Here is a 20,773-nt window from a genome sequence, read left to right on the forward strand (position 1 = left end):
TATGTCTATAAATAATAATAACATTACAATCGAACATTTAACCGTTAGTTATCAAGGGCAAAAAGCCTTAATCGATATTTCTTTACAAATTCCTGCTGGAAAAATCACTGGGATCATCGGTCCAAATGGTGCAGGTAAGTCCACTTTTCTAAAAGGAATGTTGGGATTGATTAAAGCAGACTCTAAAACGGTAGTTATAGGGGATCACTCTATTGACACTCAGAAGAAAAGAATTGCTTACGTAGAACAACGTAGCGCATTAGACCTATCTTTTCCAATCAATGTTATGGAGGTTGTTCTTTTAGGAACTTATCCGAAACTAGGATTGATGAAACGTCCTAAAAAGCAAGAAAAAGAACAAGCATTAGCAGCTCTTAAAACCGTTCAATTAGAAGAATTTGCTAAGCGTCAGATCGGTGAATTATCTGGTGGACAACTACAGCGTGTCTTCATCGCTCGCGTTCTCGCTCAAAAAGCAGATATTATCATCTTAGATGAACCATTTGTGGGGATCGATATGACAAGCGAAAAAGTCATCATGGACATTTTAAAACAATTAAAAGAAGCAGGAAAAACAATTTTGATCGTCCATCATGATCTTCACAAAGTCGCTCATTATTTTGACGATGTGATCATTTTGAAAAGAAAATTGATTGCAAGTGGTCCAGTTGCAACAACGTTTACCAACAAAAATATTCAATCGGCCTATGGTGACACAATGGGCGATATCATTATTAAAGGAGTGGCTGACGCATGATTGCAAATTTCATTGATGGTTTAGTTCGTTACCAATTTTTACAAAACGCTTTGATCACTTCGATCATCGTTGGATTGGTTTCAGGAATTATTGGATCATTTATTGTTTTACGAGGAATGTCCTTGATGGGGGATGCGATTTCACATGCAGTACTTCCAGGAGTAGCCGCTTCTTATATGTTTGGCGTCAATTATATCTTTGGCGCATCGATTTTTGGTGTTTTAGCTGCCTTATTGATTGGGTTTATTACGCAAAAAAGTCAGTTAAAAAATGATACCGCGATTGGTGTCGTTTTCAGTTCATTTTTTGCTTTAGGTATCATTATGATCTCTTTCGCTAAAAGTTCGACTGACCTTTATCACATTCTCTTTGGAAATGTTTTGGCTGTTCGAGATTCTGATATTATGATCACGGCAATCGTCGGAATCATCGTGTTGATCTTTGTTGGATTATTCTATAAAGAATTGCAAATTACCTCTTTTGATCCAACCATGGCACAAGCTTATGGATTAAATGTTCAATTTTTCCATTATGCTTTGATGTTTTTGTTAACGTTAGTTGCTGTTTCATCTTTACAAACTGTTGGAACGATTTTAGTGATTGCTATGTTGATCACTCCTGCTGCTACTGCTTACTTGTTAACGAATCACTTGCCTACAATGATTACCTTAGCTTCTCTTTTTGGAATACTAAGTTCGATCATCGGCTTATTCTTTAGCTATTCGTATAATTTAGCTTCCGGCGCTACGATCGTTTTAACTGCTGCAGCATTTTTCGTTGTCGCATTTCTATTTTCACCTAAAAAAGGACTATTTTTTGTCAATAAACAGAAAACGGAGGAACAAACTTTATGAGAAAAAAAATACTTTTTATCACAGCACTAGCCAGTTTATTTTTACTTGCCGCTTGTCAATCTAAGTCTGCAGATACCTCAGATAAAGAAAAGATCAACGTTGTTGCAACTAACTCGATTCTTGCCGATATGATCGACAATGTAGGGAAAGATTTAGTTAATTTACACAGTATCGTCCCTGTTGGAACAGACCCACATGAATATGAACCACTGCCGGAAGATGTTGCAAAAGCCTCTGAAGCGGACGTTTTATTCTTCAATGGACTAAACTTAGAAACAGGTGGAAACGGTTGGTTCAATAAGTTAATGGAAACAGCTAAGAAAAAAGAAGATCAAGACTTTTTCTCCGTAAGTAAAAAAGTCGAACCCATGTACCTAACCAGTGCTGGACAAGAAAACGAACAAGATCCACATGCTTGGTTAGACATTCAAAACGGGATTTCTTATGTAGAAGCAATCAGAGATACATTGAGTGAAAAAGACCCTAAAAATAAAGAAACTTACGAAAAAAATGCCAAAGAATACATTGAAAAGCTCTCCGCTTTAGACAAAGAAGCCAAAGAAAAATTCGCAGATATTCCAGAAAATAAAAAACTACTAGTCACAAGTGAAGGAGCTTTTAAATATTTTTCTGAAGCATACGGATTGACCGCTGCCTATATTTGGGAAATCAACACAGAAAGCCAAGGAACACCTGACCAAATGAAACAAATCATCGATCAAATCCACAAAACAAAAGTCCCTGCTTTATTTGTTGAAACAAGTGTAGACAAACGTAGTATGGAACGAGTATCAAAAGAAACAGATCTACCAATTTACAGTACTATTTTTACCGATTCCATTGCTAAAAAAGGAGAAGATGGCGATAGTTATTATGCCATGATGAAGTGGAATTTAGATAAAATTCATGATGGATTAATGAAATAAATAGAAACGTCTTCTGACATTTTAAATAATGTCAGAAGACGTTTTTTCATTGGATCATTTCTTCAATATTGATTACACGATCTGTAATATCCGTATAAAATTCTTCTTCATGGGAAACAATGATGACTGTTCCTTGGAATTGCTGAATTGCTTGTCGTAAGCTCTCTTTCGCTGCTGCATCAATATGATTTGTGGGTTCATCTAAGAAAATAATATTACTTGAGTCCATCGTCAACGCACTTAGTTTTACCTTGGTCTGCTCCCCTCCACTTAATAAACGCAATTGCTGATTGACTAACTTATCAGGTAATCCGCATTTTGCTAAGTACGTACGAATTTCCTTTACCGTTTTTTTAGGAAAGCAATCACTTAAATAAGCTAATGGAGTCAAATAATCGTTTTCCCATGTCAAATCTTGCGAGAAATAAGCGATTTTTGTATTTGCGGGATACTGATACTCACCACTGATCGGTTCAATTTTTCCCGTTAATGTTTTGATTAATGTCGATTTGCCGATTCCATTAAAGCCTTTGATTGCCACTTTTTCTCCACTGTGAACAGATAGATTGATCGGCGCTAAAAGTGGATTAGTGTAGCCAATCGTCAATTCATCTGTGATCAACGCTAAACTTGCAACGATCGGTTGATAGGGAAACTGAATTTGTGGTTTTACTAAACTCCCTGGTGGTGCCATGCGTTCCACTCGGTCTAATTGTTTTTGACGACTTTTCGCCATAGTCGCACGATTTCCTGCTTTGTATTTACGAATATAAGCTTCCGCCTTTTCGATTTTTGCTTGTTGGGCATGGTATTGTTTTAAGTAACTTTCTTTATTTTGTTCTTTTTGGGCAAATGATTTTTCCACATTTCCAGTATATTTCGTTAATTTACCAAATTCAATGTCACAAATACAATTGGTCACGGCATTTAGGAAATGGTAATCATGAGAAACTAAAATAAACGTGCCAGCAAAATCATTTAAGTAATTGACCAGCCACTGAATATGAGTGTCATCTAAATAGTTGGTTGGTTCATCCAGTAGTAAAACATCGGGTTCTTCCAAAAGAAGCTTCGCTAAAATAACTTTGGATCGTTGTCCCCCACTTAATTCGTTCATCGGTCGATCTAATCCAATTGCTTCGATTCCTAGACCATTGGCAAGGTCGTTGATGATCGTATCGATTTGATAAAAATCACTTTCATCTAGCTGTGTTTGTAAATTTCCCGCTCGTTCTAATAATTTGTCTGCACCAGTTTCGCCATATTCTCCGTATAGTTCATTGATTTTGTCTTCGATTTCATATAATGGTTTGTATGCTTGATGTAAAAATTCAATGATCGTACTATTTCCGATAATTTCAACGTATTGATCCAAATAACCGATTTTAGTATTATTTTGCCATGTGATCGTTCCATCATCCGCTAAAATCTCACCTGTTAAAATCTTGACTAAAGTAGATTTCCCCACTCCATTTTGACCTGTTAACCCCATATGGTCCCCTTTATTGACACGAAGAGATGCATCTTCATAAAGAATTTTTTCGCCAAAGCGTTGGGTTAAGTGTTCGATTGTTAATAAACTCATTTTTCTTCCTCTTTTCCATTTTCACAAAGAATTTTCTGATATCTTTGTTATTATTCGTTGTAAATTGTAGTAAGTTTCTGTTTTATCTATTCAACGTTTAAAGTTGCTTAAACAACGATTCCGTACGTTTAGTTGAAAGGTCATTTGCTTATCAAGACGAAAAAACAAGCGATCAAATAGGCCCAACCTATCTTATCCCTTGTCATTATCAACAAAGGACAACGCACGAAACACGTTGTCCTTTCATCAGCGCTATAAAAATCAAGATCATCGTCAAAAGCAACACTAAATAAGACTACAGCTTAGTCTCAAAAATTCAGTATTTGTTTAGACGATGAAGCATTCATTTTATTAGGCTCCACAACAATGCTTCATCACATTCATTTGTCGGGAGCTGCTTCTTTTCACAAATTTATCTGAAAGAAAAAACATTCTTAATCACCTTTCTTTACAAAAATAGTTTAACATAGTTGTTTTGAAAAGCAAGAATATTACTAAATTCTCTATCCTCTTTGTACAATACCTTTAGTTTTTTCTTTTATTATAATTGACCATTCTCCTCTTACCAAGTGGAAATAAAAAAGCATAAGGATTGAAATTTGTTTCTCTTCAATCCTTATGCTTTTACAAGTGACTATTCAATTGAATTTAGATACGTTAGTGCGTAGCGAACGTGAAATTCTGTAGCCAACGCCAAGCCTGCTTCATCGATATCAAATTTTTCATGATGATGCCCATATTGTGTATCAGGATTATCTAAATTACGAGTTCCCACTCGTCCATAAACACCAGGTGCTTTTAGTAAAAAATCAGCAAAATCATCTGCACCTAAACTTTTAGTATGAGCTGTGACGACATTCTCACTTCCAACTATTCCAGCTGCTATTTTTTGTGCTAATTCAGTTGCAGTATCATCATTGATCAGCGGTCCTGCTGCATCATGAATATGGAAAGACGAAATTTTGGTCCGATGAGCTTCAGCAATTTGATTCGCTATCTCCTCAACACGTTTTAAAACAAAGGCTCGTGTTTCATGACTGAATGCCCGAACTGTCCCTTCGATTGTAGCATGATTAGCCACAATATTATATCTGGTGCCTGCATCAAGCACACCAATACCAACGACTACAGGATCTAACGGGCTAACTTCTCGTGCTGCTATTTTTTGTAATTCTACGACGATACTTGCCGCCGCTAATACAGCATCCCGCCCAACATTTGGTTGCGCTACATGACTGCTTAATCCTTCAACTTCAATTTTAAAAATATCACAAGAAGCATTGGTAGCCCCTTTAGTTGCAACTAATTTTCCCACAGGAACACTTGAATCTAAATGGATCCCGAAAACTTGATCGATATTTTCTACGAAACCGCCATCGACAAACTGACAAGCGCCAGCTCCGATTTCTTCTGCTGGTTGAAACGCTAATTTGATCGTTCCAACAAAATCGTCTTTATGGTTTTTCAAGACTTTTGCAGCACCTAACAACGCTGCCGCATGACCATCGTGGCCACATGCATGATTTAATCCAGGATTTTTAGATTGATACTCTTTTCCTGTCGCATCTTCTAATTCTAGCGCATCGATATCTGCTCTTAAAATAATTGTTTTACCAGGTTTTCCTCCAACGATTGTGCCAAATACTCCTGTTTCTCCTACTTCTTCAAATGGAATATCCAGCTTGTTTAGTTCTTCTTTGATTCGTTTGATAGTTTCAAATTCCTTTAAACTGGCTTCTGGATACTGATGAAAATGTCGTCTTAAAGCGATCACTTCATCTGCATTTTGCTGAATTTCTTCTTTGATCGATTGCTTTGTTAATGTAGTCATTTTATCGTCCTCCTTTTATTTTCTGCCAAATGTTTCCCAAGCTGGAATACTTGACCCTTTTGATGTTTCCTCAATGACTTTTTTAGTCTCTTCTTGTTGATAAGTATCGACGACTTTATTATACGTTTTATTGTCTTCATCAGCTTTACGAGCAACGATGATATTCACATAAGGTTTAGATGTTTCGTCTACGGGTTCTAAGAAAATCGCATCTTTTGTCGGGACAAAACCAGCATCTACGGCCATTCCGCTATTGATCACAGATGCATCGATATCTTGGAGTGCTCTAGCCGTTTGTGATGCATCTAATTCTGTTATTTTTAAATCTAGTTTGTTTTCTGTCACATCACTTACGGTTGGTGTTTGCTTCTTGGCAGGATCTACTTTGATCAACCCAGCACTTTGTAATAACAATAACGCACGGCCACCATTTGTTGCATCATTTGGAATTGCGATTTCAGCACCTTTTTTTAACTCTTTAATATCTTTGATTTTAGATGAATAAATACCTAATGGCGCGCTGACCGTATTACCGATTGAAACAAGATCCGTTTTGTGTTCTTCATTGTAGTTATCTAAGAAAATCTGATGCTGGAATGAGTTCAAATCAATTTCTTTTTCCGCTAATGCCGCGTTTGGTTGCGTATAATCAGAAAATTCAACAAGTTGAAGGTCGATTCCATCATCTTTCAAACGTTCCTTTACGGATTCTAATACTTCATTATTCGCACCCACAACCCCTAATTTTACGACTTCATTCTTTTCACTTTTGGCACTTCCAGCAGAACATCCTGCTAATACAAATCCAATTGTTAAAGCTAATCCGATAATTTTAATTGTTTTTTTCATTTACATTTCCTCTTTTCATTTTTTAATGTGATGTTTTCTTGATCAATGTGTTACTTATAAACTGACTGGCAAAAACTAAAACTAAGATGATCAACGTCGCAACCACGGTCACATCCGTTTGAAACCGATTATAACCTCTGGTGATCGCTAAATTGCCTAAACCGCCGGCGCCGATTGCACCTGCCATTGCAGTTAAACCAATTAAGTTGATGATCGTAACAGATGAAACTCGAATGATACTTGGTAAGCCTTCAATTAAATAAACTCTAAAAATAATTCCCAAGGGACTCGTTCCCATTGATTCTGCGGCTTCAATTACACCTGGATCAACTTCTAATAAGGCATTTTCGATTTGACGTGCAAAAAATGGAATCACCCCTATCACCAGCGGCACTAAGGCAGCCGTGGTCCCAATCGTTGTTCCTGTTAAAAAACGAGTGATCGGCTGAATCAATGCCAGCATGATGATAAAAGGAATGGATCTACAAACGTTGATGATTTTTTCTAAAATACTATAAAGAACACTATTTTTTAAGATTCCTTCTGGTCCTGTCGCAACTAGAATTACACCAAGTAAAGTTCCTAGAATTCCGGCAATAATCGCTGTCCAAAAGACCATATATAATGTTTCAATCGTGCTAGTGATAAACTCCTGTTTTAGTAATAGAACATTTGGAAAATTGTGTTGTAAAAAGTCTTGCATGTAAGTCACTCCTTCTCTATATTCGGTTTAGATAACATGTAATGGTATGATTTTTTCTTCTGGTTCATTCTTTTTCAATACTTTGATTTTTACACCTTGTTTTTGTAAAAAGTCCAATGCTTTTTCTCGCTGATGTTCTTCTCCCGAAAGAATTACGATCAAATTGCCAATTGGGACTTGCTGCAAGATTTCTACATTTCCATATAAAATATTCGTAACCACGTGGTATTTGCTATAAAGCTGGGCAATCAAAGGTTCACTTGTCTGCTCCCCTACATAAGAAAATTCTACCAACACTTCATTTCCACTCAGATTCGTCAAACTTGGATGTTGAATAATTGTTTCCAACGCTTGATCGATATGTGTTGCTGTTCGGATAAAGTCCTTCGTCAAGGCTTCTTTTGGTTGACTGAAAATCGAAACAATATCATTTTCTTCAATTACCCGTCCATCTTCCATCACAGCTACTTTATTACAAATTTCTTTCACAACTTGCATTTCATGCGTAATCAAAACAATCGTCAAACCTAACTCTTTATTTAACTTCTTCAATAAGTCTAAAATCTGAATCGTTGTTTTAGGATCTAATGCGCTAGTTGCTTCATCACATAATAATATTTCTGGATCATTCGCTAATGCTCTGGCAATAGCTACTCTTTGTTTTTGCCCGCCGGATAACTGACTAGGATAGGCGTCTTTTTTATCCGAAAGACCTACCAAATCAAGTAATCGTTCAATTTTTTCTTTTCGTTGTTCTTTCGAAAGGCCAGAATATTTTAGGGAAAAATCAACATTGGCAAAAATCGTTCGTTCCTTCATCAAATTAAAATGCTGGAAAATCATACCTATATTTTTACGCTGCGCTCTTAGTTCTTTGGCTGAAAAATCAAGGATATTTTTGTTATTGATAATAACTTTACCTTTAGTTGGTCGCTGAAGTAAATTGATGACTCGAACCAAGGTACTTTTTCCTGCCCCTGAATAACCAACAATGCCGAATACATCTTCTTTTTCAATCGTTAAGGAGACATTTTTTACTGCATTGATTTCTTGTTTTTTCTGATAAAAGGTGACATCTATATTTTTTAATTCGATCATTTTTGTTCCTCCTATAATTCTTTTGGTATAAACCAATAATTTCCTTGATTATGTTCTTTCAAATATTTTTTGAACTCTTCTGAATGATAAGCATTCACAACAGCCTGTGCCCAATCGCTCTCTTGATTTTTTTTGTCAACCGTTGCGACTAATTCATACTCTTTTAACACATCTTCCGAAAGTAAACTGTCCTTTGGATCAAGCTTAGCACTGTAAACAATACTCCCCGGGATTACGGCATAATCTAAATCTGTTAAACTCCTAGGAATTTGGGGCGATGACATTTGGATAAGTTCTAGATTCTTAGGATTACTAACAACATCTTCTTTCGTTGCTTTGACTGGATCGATTCCTGTTTTCAATTTGATCCAGCCAGCTTTTTGCAAAAGATTGAAGGCTCGTGCAGTGTTTGAAGCATCATCTGGAATCCCGATTTTATCACCTTCTTCTACTTCATCTAACGTACTGCTTTTCCCTGGAAACAGCCCTGCCGGGACAGTGGGAATCGCTGTGATTCCAACCAAATGAGTTCTTTTATTCTCATTAAAATTATTCAAATAAGCGGTATGTTGATCGACATTCAAATCAATTGCACCTTCTGTCAACGCAACATCGGCTTGGATTAATTCTGTAAATTCAGTTTGTTTTATTTGATATCCCTTATTTTCCAAAATAGGTTTGACTGCTTCTAAAAACAATTCGCTATATGGGCCTGGTGAAGTCCCTACTCGGATGATTTTTACTTCTTTTTCTTTGTTTGCTGCAGAATCTTCATTCTTACCACATGCCGTAATTGCAACTACTCCCAGCAACATCAATGCTATACTCACTAACTTTTTCTTCATGTATCGTCCCTCCATTATTGTTATTTATAAAAAGAAAAAAGCGTCCTCAAATGTATAAAATTATACATTTGAGGACGCTTTTGCGTGCTACCACCTCTATTTGATATCTACTCGCATAGATATCCTCATCAAGTACGTCGATCAATGATCGATTATACTCTAGCATAGTAACGGGTGCATCCGTCGCTGTCTTATGAATTACTCACTCGAAGCGCTGCTCAATGGCCATTTTCCAGATTTCGTTTATCGCTTGTTTTCAGCTACCCAAGCTCTCTGTTAGATATCGTTTTATCTGTACTTTCCATCTCATTGCTTTAATTATTCAGTTGTTTGAAGAATCAATACTTTCTTCGTTAGTCTCATACTGTTACATTCTTGATGACTATAAAAATAGCCCTCTACCAGCTTATGCTAGTAAAGGGCGAATAATCGCGGTACCACCTTTGTTTTAAAGTAATTCATCATTACTTTTCTTAGACCAAGTCTTATAACTTGTCGCTTTGATAACGGGTGCTTCCCGAAGCTGCTTACGTATCAACAGCTTGTCCTCATGAGACCATCTTCAATTCTTATGCGCTTATCTCTTTTCACCAACCGAGACTCTCTAATAAAGCACGTCCAAATTTACTCTTCTCTTCAACGGACTGTTATTCATTTGTTGTTACGTTGTATTCTACTGGAAAATAAATTACATGTCAAATCTTTTTTAATTAATTTACTCAGTAACTGTTTCAGCAGAACTCACTAAGTATTGTTCCAAGATATCTTTAGACATTTCTTTTCCATATCCACAAATTGGACACAGCAAATAATGACTAGAAGATGTAGTAAAAATTGGAATCCAAAATAACGTGAATTTCCTTCCTACTTGTTTTCCTTGCATGATTACTTCATTGTTACAATGACTACAGTCACATTGGATCACTGTATCTCCTAAATCGCGTTCAAATCCTGTACTACCCCAAACAATAAACATATTTATTTTCTCCCCTTTGTTTTAGTCTAACAATTTAAATTGGCTTGTGTCAACAAGTTTTTTTGATCGATAACAAAACGAAAATTTATTGACAAGTTTTACTATCTACGGTAGTCTATTATCTGTATTACTAATATTGCCGCCTTAGCTCAGCTGGTAGAGCACCACCATGGTAAGGTGGGGGTCGACGGTTCGAATCCGTCAGGTGGCTCTTAAAGAACCTTGATAATAGGGTTCTTTTTTTATTTTTTAATCGAAAGATACACATTATTTTTATAAAAAATATAGAAAAAAACTGTGTAGTTGTCTCACCTAAAATCAACAACTTACACAGTTTATATTACAGATTCACAATCAATAGTATTTCAATTTTTATGGTAGCTACATTATTCGGTTGATAATTTCGCCTCGTAATCCTCTAGTAATATATCAATTAACCGTTCACCTTTTTGAACTCTTTCCTGCCAATCTAAATTATCATTATGTTTTTCTAGTAACATCCCTGCAAAACCACCAAGCTCATAAGCTTTATCTGGACCTCTTATGTCTTTTTCCTCTTTAAAATCCAGCGTTACCATTTTTTGATACGCTTTAAATATTTCATCTTTTGATGCATCCATTCCAAGGACAGAACGCACACTCATTGCATCATCAAAATATCTGGCCGAGCCTTCATGAATATCTGAACCTTTTACAAACTCTGCATCTTCACTATGCTCTGTCTGATATTTGGTATTCCAATACTTCGCTGTCTCTAAATATTCCTTTTCCTTTTCTGGAAATACAATTGCTTTTCGTAAACTCTCCATAAGATTTGCTCGTATTTTTCTCGCTTCTTTGTCTTCATTCGATTTTTCTAGACTCTCTTGATAATCTGAATCCATAATGTTCTTGTACTTTTGACCGCTTGTCTCCCATGACCCTTGAAAACCATGAAACATTTCATGGCTACTAATAGCAAAATGAACAGTTGACTTGGGTAAGGCTTCATACTGAGTATCTTGATAAGGTTGGTCAAAATAGTTATCCTTTTCAATAGTTCCAGCGATGTCTTTCCCCTTTAAAGTATCTTTATAAAAAAGAATTGGAATTTCTACTTTTTCACGTATATCCTTAGGCAGGTCTTTGCTATACATTTTTTCAATCTTTTTATCAGGATAGGCAATCCAAGTATACGTCTCAGTTGATAGGGCGTATCCATACTTAGAATAATCTGCCCCTTGCCAAATTTCTCCTGCGTGTGTCCATGTTTTCCATGCTTGTTGAGCGCCCATCAAAAAATACTTATCAAAATTCACAGAATCCCAATCTTTCTTCAAGTCTTCATAAGGTGGTTTGTTTTTATCTAAAGTAAATTTTAATGAGGATGTTTTCTTCCCTCCTGTTTTAGGCTCTGAGGTAGTAGATTCTTCTGATGAAACTGTTTTGCTCTTCGGGCTACATGCTGCGATGACTAAAGCTGATAGCGTTATTGTTAGACTTACATAAATACTTCTTTTTTTCATAATTAACATCTCCTTATAAAATAGATTTTAGGAACATACAATCGACTTTCTAACGTTTAACAAATAAATTTTTACAATTTATTTTAGTATTAGGTAATAACTACTACGTTTCCATTAAAAACTAATTAGGCAATTTAATGCTACCGCGCTAGCAATTTTACGGCTTAGAATGGAAGGAACCCCTTACATAAATTTAATTTGAGAAGTGATGTCATTCAACCTCCTTTATTCTATTCACTTCGCTGCTTTCCTACATCTGATTTTTGATACGTCCTTATAAAAACAATAATAACCCTTATATTCTCCTTGTATATTATATTTAAGGTTTTAATCTTCCGATTTTAGTGGATAACCTTATGAACCATTGTTATTTTTCATTAGGTATTAACTCAATAAATTTGAGATAATATAATTACTGGATTGAGAGGCTATGTCGTTTTCTCCTTGAGTCTATGAGCTCGTCATCGAAAGACTGACACCTCTCTCTGTTTAGCTGTTTACGAATGAGTTAGATGTTGAAAGCCTTCTGGCTTTACTCCGTATCTAGAACAAGGTAGTAACGCTTTTCAGTTGAGTGGATTTCAATCCAAATCCTTATGAAGGCGGTATAATTATGTTCTACATTGGAATTGATATTGGGAAACGTTCCCATGTTGCTTCAATCATGAATGATGAAGGAAAGGTTGTTCTTAAAGGATTTTCTTTTCCGAATACCATTGAAGGTGGAGAAAAATTACTTGGAAAAATTCATGATTTTTCTTCTTCATCAGATGATTTTACTGTAGGTATGGAAGCTACCGGTCATTATTGGTTAACGGTTTTTTCATACTTACATGAAAAAGAGTTTTTAATTCATGTTCTTAACCCCATCCAAACGGATGGGTGGCGTAATGGAACAGAAATTCGTAAACGTAAGAATGATATTATTGATTCAGTTTTAATTGCAGATCTGATTCGCTTCGGTTCCTTTGTTGAAACGACACTCTCTGATGAAAATATTTTTTCTCTTAAACAGCTTTCCCGTTATCGTACTTACCTAGTTGGGACAGCGAGTGACTTTAAACGTAAAATCATTGCCGTATTAGACCAAGTTTTCCCTGAGTATGACTCAGTATTCGGTAAATCAGGTGTTTTTGGTAAAGCATCAAAAGAAATTTTACTTGAATTTAGTTCTCCTGAAACACTCCATGATATCTCTGCGAATACTCTTGCGAAACTACTTAAAGAAGCGAGTCACAATCGTTTAGGGATAGATAAAGCCAATGCCTTAAAAAGTGCTGCGAGTCGATCTTTTGGTATTACTTTTGCTCAAGAGACCTTTACTTTCCAATTACGATCAATGATTGAACAACTTAAATTTCTGGAAGCCCAAATTAAAGATACTGAAACTGAAATCAAAAAAATCATGGTTACTCTGCATTCTGTCATTGAAACGATCCCAGGGATCGGACCAATCAATGGCGCTACTATTCTTGGGGAAATTGGAGACATTAGTAAATTTTCCAATCCTACAAAATTAGTCGCATACGCTGGTCTAGACGCGACTGTTTCTCAGTCTGGTCAATATCAAGCAACACATAACGTTATGAGTAAACGTGGTTCCCCTTATCTTAGAAAAGCCTTATTTTCAGCTGCTTTAATTGCAGTACAACATGATCCTGTTCTTAAAGCCTTCTACGAAAAGAAACGTTCTGAAGGGAAACACCACCTCACAGCTCTTGGAGCAGTTTCCAGAAAGTTATGTTACATCGTTCATGCGATTCTCAAAAAGAACGAACCTTACGAAATACGAATGTAACTCAAAAAAATACCTTTGCTTTCTCTTATTTGTTATGCACTTTTTTGTTATTAAATTTTGGACTAATTCTTTTATTCTTTACTTGACTTCTTATAGTTAGTCTTTCAACTTCAACCATTATTCTTTATAAGCAATTCTATAATAACAATTTCATAGTAAGATTCCGGTTAGTTTTTTAAGCTATTTCGACTGTATATTTATATTTCTAATTTGATTTAAAAACAAGTATAATAAAAGAATATTTATTTGTTGAAAGGTAAAAAATAATGACGAATCACAAAAATTTAACATTCGATTTTTATCAAGAAAATGACCAACAACTCTATTCTCTTCTCACAAAAGATATTCGTGTCATGCGTTATATCACTGAAAAAGCAGAACCTGAGACTGAAGCCGTTGAAAATTTCAAAAAGATTTTGGCTTATAATAATGCTCATAATGACCAGACAGGTTACTACAAAATATTTGACCAAGAAACCTATATCGGTTTTGGTAAATTGTCTTGGGATGAGGAAAATAAAATAGAGATAGGTTATATGTTGTTGCCCGAACACTGGGGCAAAGGTTACGCAACACAAATAATTGCGACATTATTGGACTTGATAAAGCAATCGGAAACATTATCAGATACCACGATCTATGCCATTATCGATCCAAAAAACGGTGCATCAAAGCATCTTTTAGAAAAATATCACTTTGTTTCTGTTTGGCAAGGAATCGAAGATGGACTACCTTCTGAACATTTAGTTTGGAAAGCCTAGTTATTTTAATTACCTCTTGAATCTGTACCTAGACTTATGGTACTATGCTTACAAGCATAAATTTAAAAGCGTTGATAAGAAGAGTACTTTTGTTTGATTATTTAAAGAGAGCTTCGGTTGGTGGGATGAAGCAATAAACAGCAGAACGAAAAAAGACTTTGAGCATAGCACGGATTCACTTTGTTGATGATACTGCTACGGGATCTCCCGTTATAGAGATAGGGTATAAATAACTGTACCTGAAGAGGTTACTGTAGTGATGCAGTAATAAACTGAGGTGGTAACGCGATGAACGAAACTTTCGCCCTCAAGAGATATTCTCTTGAGCGGTGGAAGTTTTTTTGTTTTTGTGCAAAATATTTTAGGAGAGTGAATGGTATTATGACAAACGAACAAATGAACAGATGCCAAGAAAAACGAAACAAATTACAAGAACAACAGGTAGAAATCTATCCCGAAAGCTACAAAATAAATCATGAACTCTCAGAATTAGCATCACTTGACGATGGAACTCAAAACATTAAGGTTGCTGGAAGAATTCTCACTATGCGAAAATTCAGCAAATTGATTTTTGTTCACTTAGCCGATGTAAACAGTCGTTTTCAAGTCTTACTAACAGAACAAGAATTAGGTGAAACGAGTTTAAACCAATTTCGAACAACTATTGATATCGGAGATTTCATTGGTGTGCATGGTTCTATGTATACAACAAATTCGGGAGAAAAAACACTACGGGCAACAGACTATCAATTTTTAGGAAAGGCTCTTCGTCCACTTCCAGAGAAGTGGCACGGCTTAACTGATACTGAAACGCGCTATCGTCAACGTTATCTGGATTTATTGATGACAGAAGCAACTAAAGAACAAATGCTTTTACGAATTCAACTCATTCGAGAAATCCGTCATTTTTTAGAAGCTAAAAATTTTCTAGAAGTAGAGACACCTATTCTCCAACATACATCATCGGGAGCGATTGCCAAACCATTTCATACACATCACAATGCCTTAGATATTGAACTTAATTTGAGGATTGCACCGGAGACTTATTTAAAACGATTGATTGTCGGTGGTTTCACTAAGATTTTTGAATTTGCTAAAAGTTTTAGAAATGAAGGGATCAGCCCTCAACATTTACAAGAATTTACCATGGTTGAAGGGTACGCTGCTTATTGGAATTACCAAGATTCTATGGTGTTGATGCGGAAGTTGATTTTACATGTACTAGAGAATGTTTTCCATACAGCAACGATAAAAATTGGTGAGTCATCCGTCAATTTCGCCGAAGATTGGGCGATCGTTTCATTCAGGGAACTTTTGTTGAAGGATACAGGGATTGATATCGATCAGTTTCCACAAGCAAAAGAGCTATACGAAGAAATTGTAAAAAAAGGGATTCACTTAAAACATGAAGATATTCATTCTTTAGGTCGGGGTAATTTAATTGATTTACTTTATAAAAAAGTCAGCCGTCCTCATATTGTAAAACCAACATTTTTGATTCAGCATCCTATTGATCTATCACCATTAGCTCGATCTAATGATCAAGATCCAGCCTTAACTGACCGCTTCCAATTAATCGTAAATGGTGCCGAAATTATCAACGGTTATTCTGAATTAGTTGATCCGATAGAACAACGCGAAAGATTATTAAAACAAGCCCAACTAAAAGCGGATGGTGATACAGAATCAATGGAAATGGATGAAGATTATCTATTGGCGATGGAATATGGTCTACCACCGATATCTGGTTGGGGTTTTAGTATTGAGCGGTTATTAATGGTTCTTACGGATAGTGATACAATCAAAGAAACAGTCCTTTTTCCATTGGTTAGAAAGTAAAAAAAGAAGAGTCCTCTTGACGGCTCTTCTTCGCTACTTAAATTCAATCATCATATCTCTTTCGTTTAGACGAAGCTGGGATTCCCAAAGCCTCTCGATACTTGGTTACGGTACGACGAGAAATTTCGATTTCTTGTTCCTTTAACAGGTCTACCAATTTCTGATCAGAGAGAGGTTTTGCTTTATTTTCATTATCAACTAAAGCTTGTAGCTGTTTTTTGATGCTATTTGTTGAGGTTTCTTCCCCTGTGGCTTCATTAGACAAGCCATTAGAAAAAAAGGAACGAAGCTCAAAAACACCAAATTCTGTTTCTAAATATTTGCCATTGACTGCTCGGCTGACCGTTGATTCATGGATATTCAATGATTCTGCAATTTCTTTTAAGGTCATTGGTTTTAGCGGGCGGTCTTCTTGAAAAAAGAATTGCTGTTGGCGTTGAACGATTTCTGTGCCGACTCTTAAAATAGTATCACCACGTTGGATGATCGTTTTCTCTAGCCATTCAAATTCATTTTTCTTTTCCTTGATATACTCTTGCACTTCCTTATCCTCTGTTGCTTCCATTCGTTCAAAGTAGGCTTGTTGGAACTGAATCGTCGGAGTACCCGTTTTATTTGAAAGAACCTTTAGTTGGTTCTCTTTGATTCGCAATGTTAAATCTGGACGTATATACAATCCAGAAGTGGATTCAAAAATACTTCCTGGCGCTGGGGTCAATGTCTGAATGTAATCAAAAATCGTTTGAATCTCTGACAACTCTACATCAAATTTTTTAGCAATCAATCCCCACTTGCGATTAGCCAAATGATCAAACTCTTCTTCAATTACAATATAAGCTAATTCTGGTGCTGTATCGTCACGCTCTACCTGCAGCAACAAGCATTCTCGCAAATCTCTTGCGCCAACACCTGCTGGATCTAATTGCTGAATCAACGTCAAAGCATCTAGCATTTCGATTGCTTTTGCTCCTGTTTTTAAAGCCGCTTCATCTAGGTCGATCATCAAATAACCATTTAAATCAATATATTCAACTAGAAATAAAACCAGCGTTCGTAGATAAGTATCGCGATAATTTAAGTGGATTTGATCAATCAAATATTCAAAAAGTGACGTGTGGTTATCAGGAATTTGATTTAAGTAGTTGTTTTCTTCATTTGTATAAGTTCGACTACCGGAACTTGGAAAATCACCGTAGTTTGTCTCAGTTTGAATGTCGATCAAAGGATTTTCTAGCGACTTAGCTTCTATGTATGCAAAAAGTTCTTCTGAATTGTATTGTAAAATCTGGATCGATTGTTGCAATTGTTGCGTCATTGCAAGTTTTTGGACTTGTTTTTGTTGTTGTGATAGATGTTGTTTAAATTTCATTATTTTTGTCCTCCCCCTTGTAATTTATCGAAATATCAGCTAAACTAGTAAACGTGCTTGCGCCCTTAGTGTAGTGGATATCACGTAAGATTCCGGTTCTTGAGACGGGGGTTCGATTCCCTCAGGGCGCGTCATTTTTTGGACCATTGATATACTGCTACATGTAGAATTATAGCATAATTTAAAATCAGATGTGGCCATAAACAAGAGTCTTTCACCTAAACACTACAAATAAGTAGTGTTTTTTATTTATTCCAAACTCTTCTTAACAATAAGATTTAAATTATAAACAATATTCATATTTTCTCATTTATCTATCGATTCCATATAAAACTTGATAAAAACCACCGTTTTTTTATGTTATCATAGCTTTTTAGTAAATATTATTGTTAGGTAGTGAATAGTATTGAGTCAGCATCATACAAGGCTATTAGTTATTTCACTTCTTTTAGCTCTCACAGAATTTATTTTAAATCGTTATTTTAATCAATTTACAATGATCGATTATCCGCTCTTATTTTTAATCATCACTTTTATTCAAGGTTGTATTCTTTTATATTTCCTACTCTCGTTTCTATTGCTATTATTTATTAATCATACAACTAAAAAATAAACATATAGCTGATTCCTATCTAAAAAAGAGTAAAGAGCTTTTTCAGCCCTTTACTCTTTTCATCTCTATAAAACCATCTTTTCTAATTCAAAGCGAATCTGGCTTTGAATCTTCTGGATTTTTTCAATTTCTAAGCGTTCTTCATCTACCTGATACTTTTGCGCAATAGAATGGTTATAAGAAATAACATAACTCACGGCCCACAACCTTGGATCCTTAATGATTTCATCTGCCAAAGGATAAAGTAGCGCAAAATGCAGCCGAATTTCTTCCATTATATCTACAAGTAAAATAGGATCGTCGTTGATCAATTCTTTTTCTAAAAACAATAAGATTCTTTGGTATGCGGCACTATCCAATGGTGTACCCACAGAAGCTGGAACGACGGTATATTTTTTGTTATCTCTCCACAAAAATTCAACTTCTTCTTTAACGTGAAGGCTTACAAGTTCTTCAAGTATCCACGAACGAACCAAATTATGTACCCGCTCATCTAATAAAATCTTTTTTCCAATCACAATAAATTCATCTTGAGGTAGTTGTCCGGCTTTTTTTACTATCGCCATTTGCTCATAGTAATTGTGCTTATTTAAATGATCTAACTCTTCCTTTAATTCTTTGATTTTTCCAACTTCAAACTGCTGATACATCAGTTCAACATGCCGGATTTTTTTCTTCAAAGAAATCAATTTTCTCATTTCTCCGCTTTGCTCCACCAAAATTCGTTCATTAATAATACTATGTGCTTGAATAAACATATGATTCTGGATCAAAATTTGGATATAAATCTCCATATAATCTAAGTAAGCAAAATACTTTTCCTTCATTTCTGAAGCTAATGATAATGCTTGCTTATTTTCACCTGTTTCTAAATACATATTTACTAGCACTAAATTCAATGGAAAGTCTTGTCTGATGGCATAAGCTTGCTCATAGTAATCAACTGCTTCAATTAAGTGATTGTTTTTTATTGCTTCTTGTCCCAGCTCAATAAACCGTTCATAGTTCTTTGGAAATGGAATTTTATTTGTCAAAAGAAACACCACCTTCCTAATGATTATTTCCCATGATATAACATCATATCAAAAAAAGAAATAGTGTGTATCCTATAAAAAAGGAAAAACTTTACTTGAAATTTGATGTACGAAAAAATCAACGTACGTTTAATATAAATTCCTAATAATAACAGCGGTTTCCGCTTGCCCTTGTGCCTGCATCCGTTCCGCTTTTTCTGTCAATGTATAACCAACATAGAAATCTTTTGTCAACTCATCTTGTACTTTAAATTCAACAACCTCTTCTACATGAAAAGCGTTTGGCTCTACTTCTTGAACACTATCCCAACCAGTATCAATAAATACTTTCGTATTATCATGGATTGAATTATTTGTTTCAAGTTCTTCCACAAGCTTCTTTAATTGTGAAAAGGTCATTACTTCCACTCTATTATCCATTGTACTGCCTCACTTTCTGCTGTTTTATTTTTTTCTTATACCAAGCATATGTATATCCAACCATTTACTTTTCTCCACTATCATCATAACCTAAAATCGAATTTTATCATACTTAAAATTAAAAAGAAGTGACTGAAATATAACTCTATGAGTCATATCCCAGTCACATGGAATCCTGATAAAAAAACTTTATTTCAATCACAACTAATTCTAAGTGCTAAAACACTAAGATTTGAAGGCTTTGGCAATAAGCTTGAAATTTCTACGAAACAAAGCGATGTATTAGCTTATTCGGAGTTAAAAACTTATGCCCCAACCTCTTCTTTTATTTTTTATCACTCTTTTGTTAACTCACCATCTTCAATCCGATAAACATTATCGCTCCACTCGATCATTCTAGGATCATGAGTAACCATGATCGTTGCTTTTTGTTTCTCATGTGCTTCTTTTGCTAAAATCTTTACAACTTCATACGCATGTTCTGTATCTAAACTAGCAGTTGGTTCATCTGCTAAAATCAAACTTGGTTCATTGAACAACGCACGTGCAATCGCCACTCGCTGGCGTTCTCCCCCAGATAAATCTCTTGGAAATTTATGAAGTAAATCCGCGATATCTAAAGAGGATAATAACTCGTTGATACGTTGTTTCTCTGTTTTTTTCTTTTCGATTTTATCAACCAAAGTAAACTGATTCTCCACAGTCAAAAATGGAATCAAATTGGATGATTGTAAAATAAAACCAATTTCTTCAAAACGTAATCTCGAACGCTTCTTTTCCTTTAAATGCGTAAAATCTTTGTCGTTGATCTTAATGGTCCCAGATGTAGGTGTTTGCAAGCCTCCTGCAATTGTTAAAAAAGTACTTTTACCTGAACCAGAAGGACCAATGATACTGACAAATTCTCCTGCTTTGACCTTTAAATCGATTCCTTTTAATGCTTCAACTTTTGCATGACCTGTACCAAAGGTTTTACGGATGTCATTCATTAATAAAATATCAGTCATTTT

18 protein-coding genes, 2 tRNA genes and 3 other annotated features are annotated in these 20,773 nt (G+C 35.4%); of the genes, 8 read left to right on the forward strand and 12 right to left on the reverse strand.

Features of this window, described 5'->3' with window-relative positions:
* Nucleotide 1 precedes the first annotated feature (1 nt).
* From IGL98_RS12840 to IGL98_RS12850, 3 genes are read left to right on the forward strand one after another with little or no spacing between them, the layout of a single operon-like run.
* The gene (locus IGL98_RS12840; RefSeq protein WP_206911837.1) at nt 2-757 is read left to right on the forward strand and encodes a metal ABC transporter ATP-binding protein; all 756 of its coding nucleotides are present in this window, start codon (nt 2-4) and stop codon (nt 755-757) included.
* Nucleotides 754-1,611 (forward strand): metal ABC transporter permease, encoded by an 858-nt coding sequence (locus IGL98_RS12845; RefSeq protein WP_206846335.1) that lies wholly within the window; start codon nt 754-756, stop codon nt 1,609-1,611. The genes IGL98_RS12840 and IGL98_RS12845 overlap by 4 nt, the downstream gene beginning before the upstream one ends.
* Nucleotides 1,608-2,537: a metal ABC transporter substrate-binding protein gene (locus tag IGL98_RS12850; protein WP_206846337.1), complete on the forward strand. Its 930-nt coding sequence runs from the start codon at nt 1,608-1,610 to the stop codon at nt 2,535-2,537. Before IGL98_RS12845 ends, IGL98_RS12850 begins: the two co-directional genes overlap by 4 nt.
* A gap of 46 nt (nt 2,538-2,583) precedes the next feature.
* On the opposite strand, the gene IGL98_RS12855 is transcribed toward IGL98_RS12850, so the two are convergent.
* The 7 genes from IGL98_RS12855 to IGL98_RS12885 form a co-directional block, all read right to left on the reverse strand.
* Complete coding sequence (locus tag IGL98_RS12855; protein WP_206846339.1) at nt 2,584-4,122, reverse strand: ABC-F family ATP-binding cassette domain-containing protein; 1,539 nt, start codon at nt 4,120-4,122, stop codon at nt 2,584-2,586.
* Nucleotides 4,123-4,756: 634 nt separating this feature from the next.
* Nucleotides 4,757-5,953: an amidohydrolase gene (locus IGL98_RS12860; RefSeq protein ID WP_206911838.1), complete on the reverse strand. Its 1,197-nt coding sequence runs from the start codon at nt 5,951-5,953 to the stop codon at nt 4,757-4,759.
* A 15-nt stretch (nt 5,954-5,968) separates the two neighbouring features.
* Nucleotides 5,969-6,802 (reverse strand): MetQ/NlpA family ABC transporter substrate-binding protein, encoded by an 834-nt coding sequence (locus IGL98_RS12865; protein ID WP_069646136.1) that lies wholly within the window; start codon nt 6,800-6,802, stop codon nt 5,969-5,971.
* A 22-nt stretch (nt 6,803-6,824) separates the two neighbouring features.
* Nucleotides 6,825-7,505, reverse strand: coding sequence for a methionine ABC transporter permease (locus tag IGL98_RS12870; RefSeq protein ID WP_206911839.1), 681 nt, complete (start codon nt 7,503-7,505; stop codon nt 6,825-6,827).
* A 27-nt stretch (nt 7,506-7,532) separates the two neighbouring features.
* Nucleotides 7,533-8,603, reverse strand: a complete 1,071-nt coding sequence (locus tag IGL98_RS12875; protein ID WP_206846343.1) for a methionine ABC transporter ATP-binding protein — start codon at nt 8,601-8,603, stop codon at nt 7,533-7,535.
* An 11-nt stretch (nt 8,604-8,614) separates the two neighbouring features.
* The gene (locus IGL98_RS12880) at nt 8,615-9,448 is read right to left on the reverse strand and encodes a MetQ/NlpA family ABC transporter substrate-binding protein (protein WP_206911840.1); all 834 of its coding nucleotides are present in this window, start codon (nt 9,446-9,448) and stop codon (nt 8,615-8,617) included.
* A 67-nt stretch (nt 9,449-9,515) separates the two neighbouring features.
* Nucleotides 9,516-9,767: a binding site (T-box leader), on the reverse strand.
* Nucleotides 9,768-9,862: 95 nt separating this feature from the next.
* Nucleotides 9,863-10,097, reverse strand: a binding site (T-box leader).
* Nucleotides 10,098-10,163: 66 nt separating this feature from the next.
* Nucleotides 10,164-10,424 (reverse strand): zinc-ribbon domain-containing protein, encoded by a 261-nt coding sequence (locus IGL98_RS12885; protein WP_206847176.1) that lies wholly within the window; start codon nt 10,422-10,424, stop codon nt 10,164-10,166.
* Nucleotides 10,425-10,562: 138 nt separating this feature from the next.
* Here IGL98_RS12885 and IGL98_RS12890 point away from each other — a divergent pair.
* Nucleotides 10,563-10,635, forward strand: a tRNA-Thr gene (locus tag IGL98_RS12890).
* Between the two features lie 175 nt (nt 10,636-10,810).
* Here the strand turns inward: IGL98_RS12890 and IGL98_RS12895 are convergent.
* Nucleotides 10,811-11,929 carry a hypothetical protein gene (locus tag IGL98_RS12895; RefSeq protein WP_206913521.1) on the reverse strand — a complete coding sequence of 373 codons (1,119 nt, stop codon included), beginning with the start codon at nt 11,927-11,929 and terminating at the stop codon, nt 10,811-10,813.
* 613 nt (nt 11,930-12,542) lie between these two features.
* On the opposite strand from IGL98_RS12895, the gene IGL98_RS12900 reads away from it, so the two are divergent.
* The 3 genes from IGL98_RS12900 (at nt 12,543) to lysS (ending at nt 16,327) form a co-directional block, all read left to right on the forward strand.
* Nucleotides 12,543-13,727, forward strand: coding sequence for an IS110 family transposase (locus tag IGL98_RS12900; protein WP_339099580.1), 1,185 nt, complete (start codon nt 12,543-12,545; stop codon nt 13,725-13,727).
* 266 nt (nt 13,728-13,993) lie between these two features.
* The gene (locus IGL98_RS12905) at nt 13,994-14,488 is read left to right on the forward strand and encodes a GNAT family N-acetyltransferase (protein ID WP_206843589.1); all 495 of its coding nucleotides are present in this window, start codon (nt 13,994-13,996) and stop codon (nt 14,486-14,488) included.
* Nucleotides 14,489-14,550: 62 nt separating this feature from the next.
* Nucleotides 14,551-14,800, forward strand: a binding site (T-box leader).
* A gap of 69 nt (nt 14,801-14,869) precedes the next feature.
* Nucleotides 14,870-16,327, forward strand: coding sequence for a lysine--tRNA ligase (gene lysS / locus IGL98_RS12910; protein ID WP_206911810.1), 1,458 nt, complete (start codon nt 14,870-14,872; stop codon nt 16,325-16,327).
* A 43-nt stretch (nt 16,328-16,370) separates the two neighbouring features.
* Here lysS and rpoN read toward each other — a convergent pair whose 3' ends face one another.
* The gene (rpoN, locus tag IGL98_RS12915) at nt 16,371-17,696 is read right to left on the reverse strand and encodes an RNA polymerase factor sigma-54 (protein ID WP_206911809.1); all 1,326 of its coding nucleotides are present in this window, start codon (nt 17,694-17,696) and stop codon (nt 16,371-16,373) included.
* A 59-nt stretch (nt 17,697-17,755) separates the two neighbouring features.
* Here rpoN and IGL98_RS12920 point away from each other — a divergent pair.
* Nucleotides 17,756-17,827 (forward strand) — tRNA-Arg (locus IGL98_RS12920).
* A gap of 547 nt (nt 17,828-18,374) precedes the next feature.
* On the opposite strand, the gene IGL98_RS12925 is transcribed toward IGL98_RS12920, so the two are convergent.
* The 3 genes from IGL98_RS12925 to IGL98_RS12935 form a co-directional block, all read right to left on the reverse strand.
* Nucleotides 18,375-19,352: a hypothetical protein gene (locus tag IGL98_RS12925; RefSeq protein WP_339099579.1), complete on the reverse strand. Its 978-nt coding sequence runs from the start codon at nt 19,350-19,352 to the stop codon at nt 18,375-18,377.
* A gap of 120 nt (nt 19,353-19,472) precedes the next feature.
* Nucleotides 19,473-19,763 (reverse strand): hypothetical protein, encoded by a 291-nt coding sequence (locus IGL98_RS12930; protein WP_069646145.1) that lies wholly within the window; start codon nt 19,761-19,763, stop codon nt 19,473-19,475.
* Nucleotides 19,764-20,098: 335 nt separating this feature from the next.
* Nucleotides 20,099-20,770, reverse strand: a complete 672-nt coding sequence (locus IGL98_RS12935; protein ID WP_206843581.1) for an ABC transporter ATP-binding protein — start codon at nt 20,768-20,770, stop codon at nt 20,099-20,101.
* Nucleotides 20,771-20,773: the final 3 nt, after the last annotated feature.

It is taken from the genome of Enterococcus sp. DIV0840 (assembly GCF_050527835.1).
Classification (GTDB): domain Bacteria; phylum Bacillota; class Bacilli; order Lactobacillales; family Enterococcaceae; genus Enterococcus_L; species Enterococcus_L ureasiticus.

Bases quoted from the DNA above. Each gene is read 5' to 3' on its own strand.
- IGL98_RS12860 (WP_206911838.1), bottom strand. From the start codon at position 5,953: ATGACTACATTAACAAAGCAATCGATCAAAGAAGAAATTCAGCAAAAT.
- IGL98_RS12880 (WP_206911840.1), bottom strand. From the start codon at position 9,448: ATGAAGAAAAAGTTAGTGAGTATAGCATTGATGTTGCTGGGAGTAGTT.
- IGL98_RS12870 (WP_206911839.1), bottom strand. From the start codon at position 7,505: ATGCAAGACTTTTTACAACACAATTTTCCAAATGTTCTATTACTAAAA.
- IGL98_RS12850 (WP_206846337.1), top strand. From the start codon at position 1,608: ATGAGAAAAAAAATACTTTTTATCACAGCACTAGCCAGTTTATTTTTA.
- IGL98_RS12865 (WP_069646136.1), bottom strand. From the start codon at position 6,802: ATGAAAAAAACAATTAAAATTATCGGATTAGCTTTAACAATTGGATTT.
- IGL98_RS12840 (WP_206911837.1), top strand. From the start codon at position 2: ATGTCTATAAATAATAATAACATTACAATCGAACATTTAACCGTTAGT.
- IGL98_RS12855 (WP_206846339.1), bottom strand. From the start codon at position 4,122: ATGAGTTTATTAACAATCGAACACTTAACCCAACGCTTTGGCGAAAAA.
- IGL98_RS12885 (WP_206847176.1), bottom strand. From the start codon at position 10,424: ATGTTTATTGTTTGGGGTAGTACAGGATTTGAACGCGATTTAGGAGAT.
- IGL98_RS12935 (WP_206843581.1), bottom strand. From the start codon at position 20,770: ATGACTGATATTTTATTAATGAATGACATCCGTAAAACCTTTGGTACA.
- IGL98_RS12930 (WP_069646145.1), bottom strand. From the start codon at position 19,763: ATGGATAATAGAGTGGAAGTAATGACCTTTTCACAATTAAAGAAGCTT.
- IGL98_RS12845 (WP_206846335.1), top strand. From the start codon at position 754: ATGATTGCAAATTTCATTGATGGTTTAGTTCGTTACCAATTTTTACAA.
- IGL98_RS12895 (WP_206913521.1), bottom strand. From the start codon at position 11,929: ATGAAAAAAAGAAGTATTTATGTAAGTCTAACAATAACGCTATCAGCT.
- lysS (WP_206911810.1), top strand. From the start codon at position 14,870: ATGACAAACGAACAAATGAACAGATGCCAAGAAAAACGAAACAAATTA.
- IGL98_RS12875 (WP_206846343.1), bottom strand. From the start codon at position 8,603: ATGATCGAATTAAAAAATATAGATGTCACCTTTTATCAGAAAAAACAA.
- rpoN (WP_206911809.1), bottom strand. From the start codon at position 17,696: ATGAAATTTAAACAACATCTATCACAACAACAAAAACAAGTCCAAAAA.
- IGL98_RS12905 (WP_206843589.1), top strand. From the start codon at position 13,994: ATGACGAATCACAAAAATTTAACATTCGATTTTTATCAAGAAAATGAC.
- IGL98_RS12900 (WP_339099580.1), top strand. From the start codon at position 12,543: ATGTTCTACATTGGAATTGATATTGGGAAACGTTCCCATGTTGCTTCA.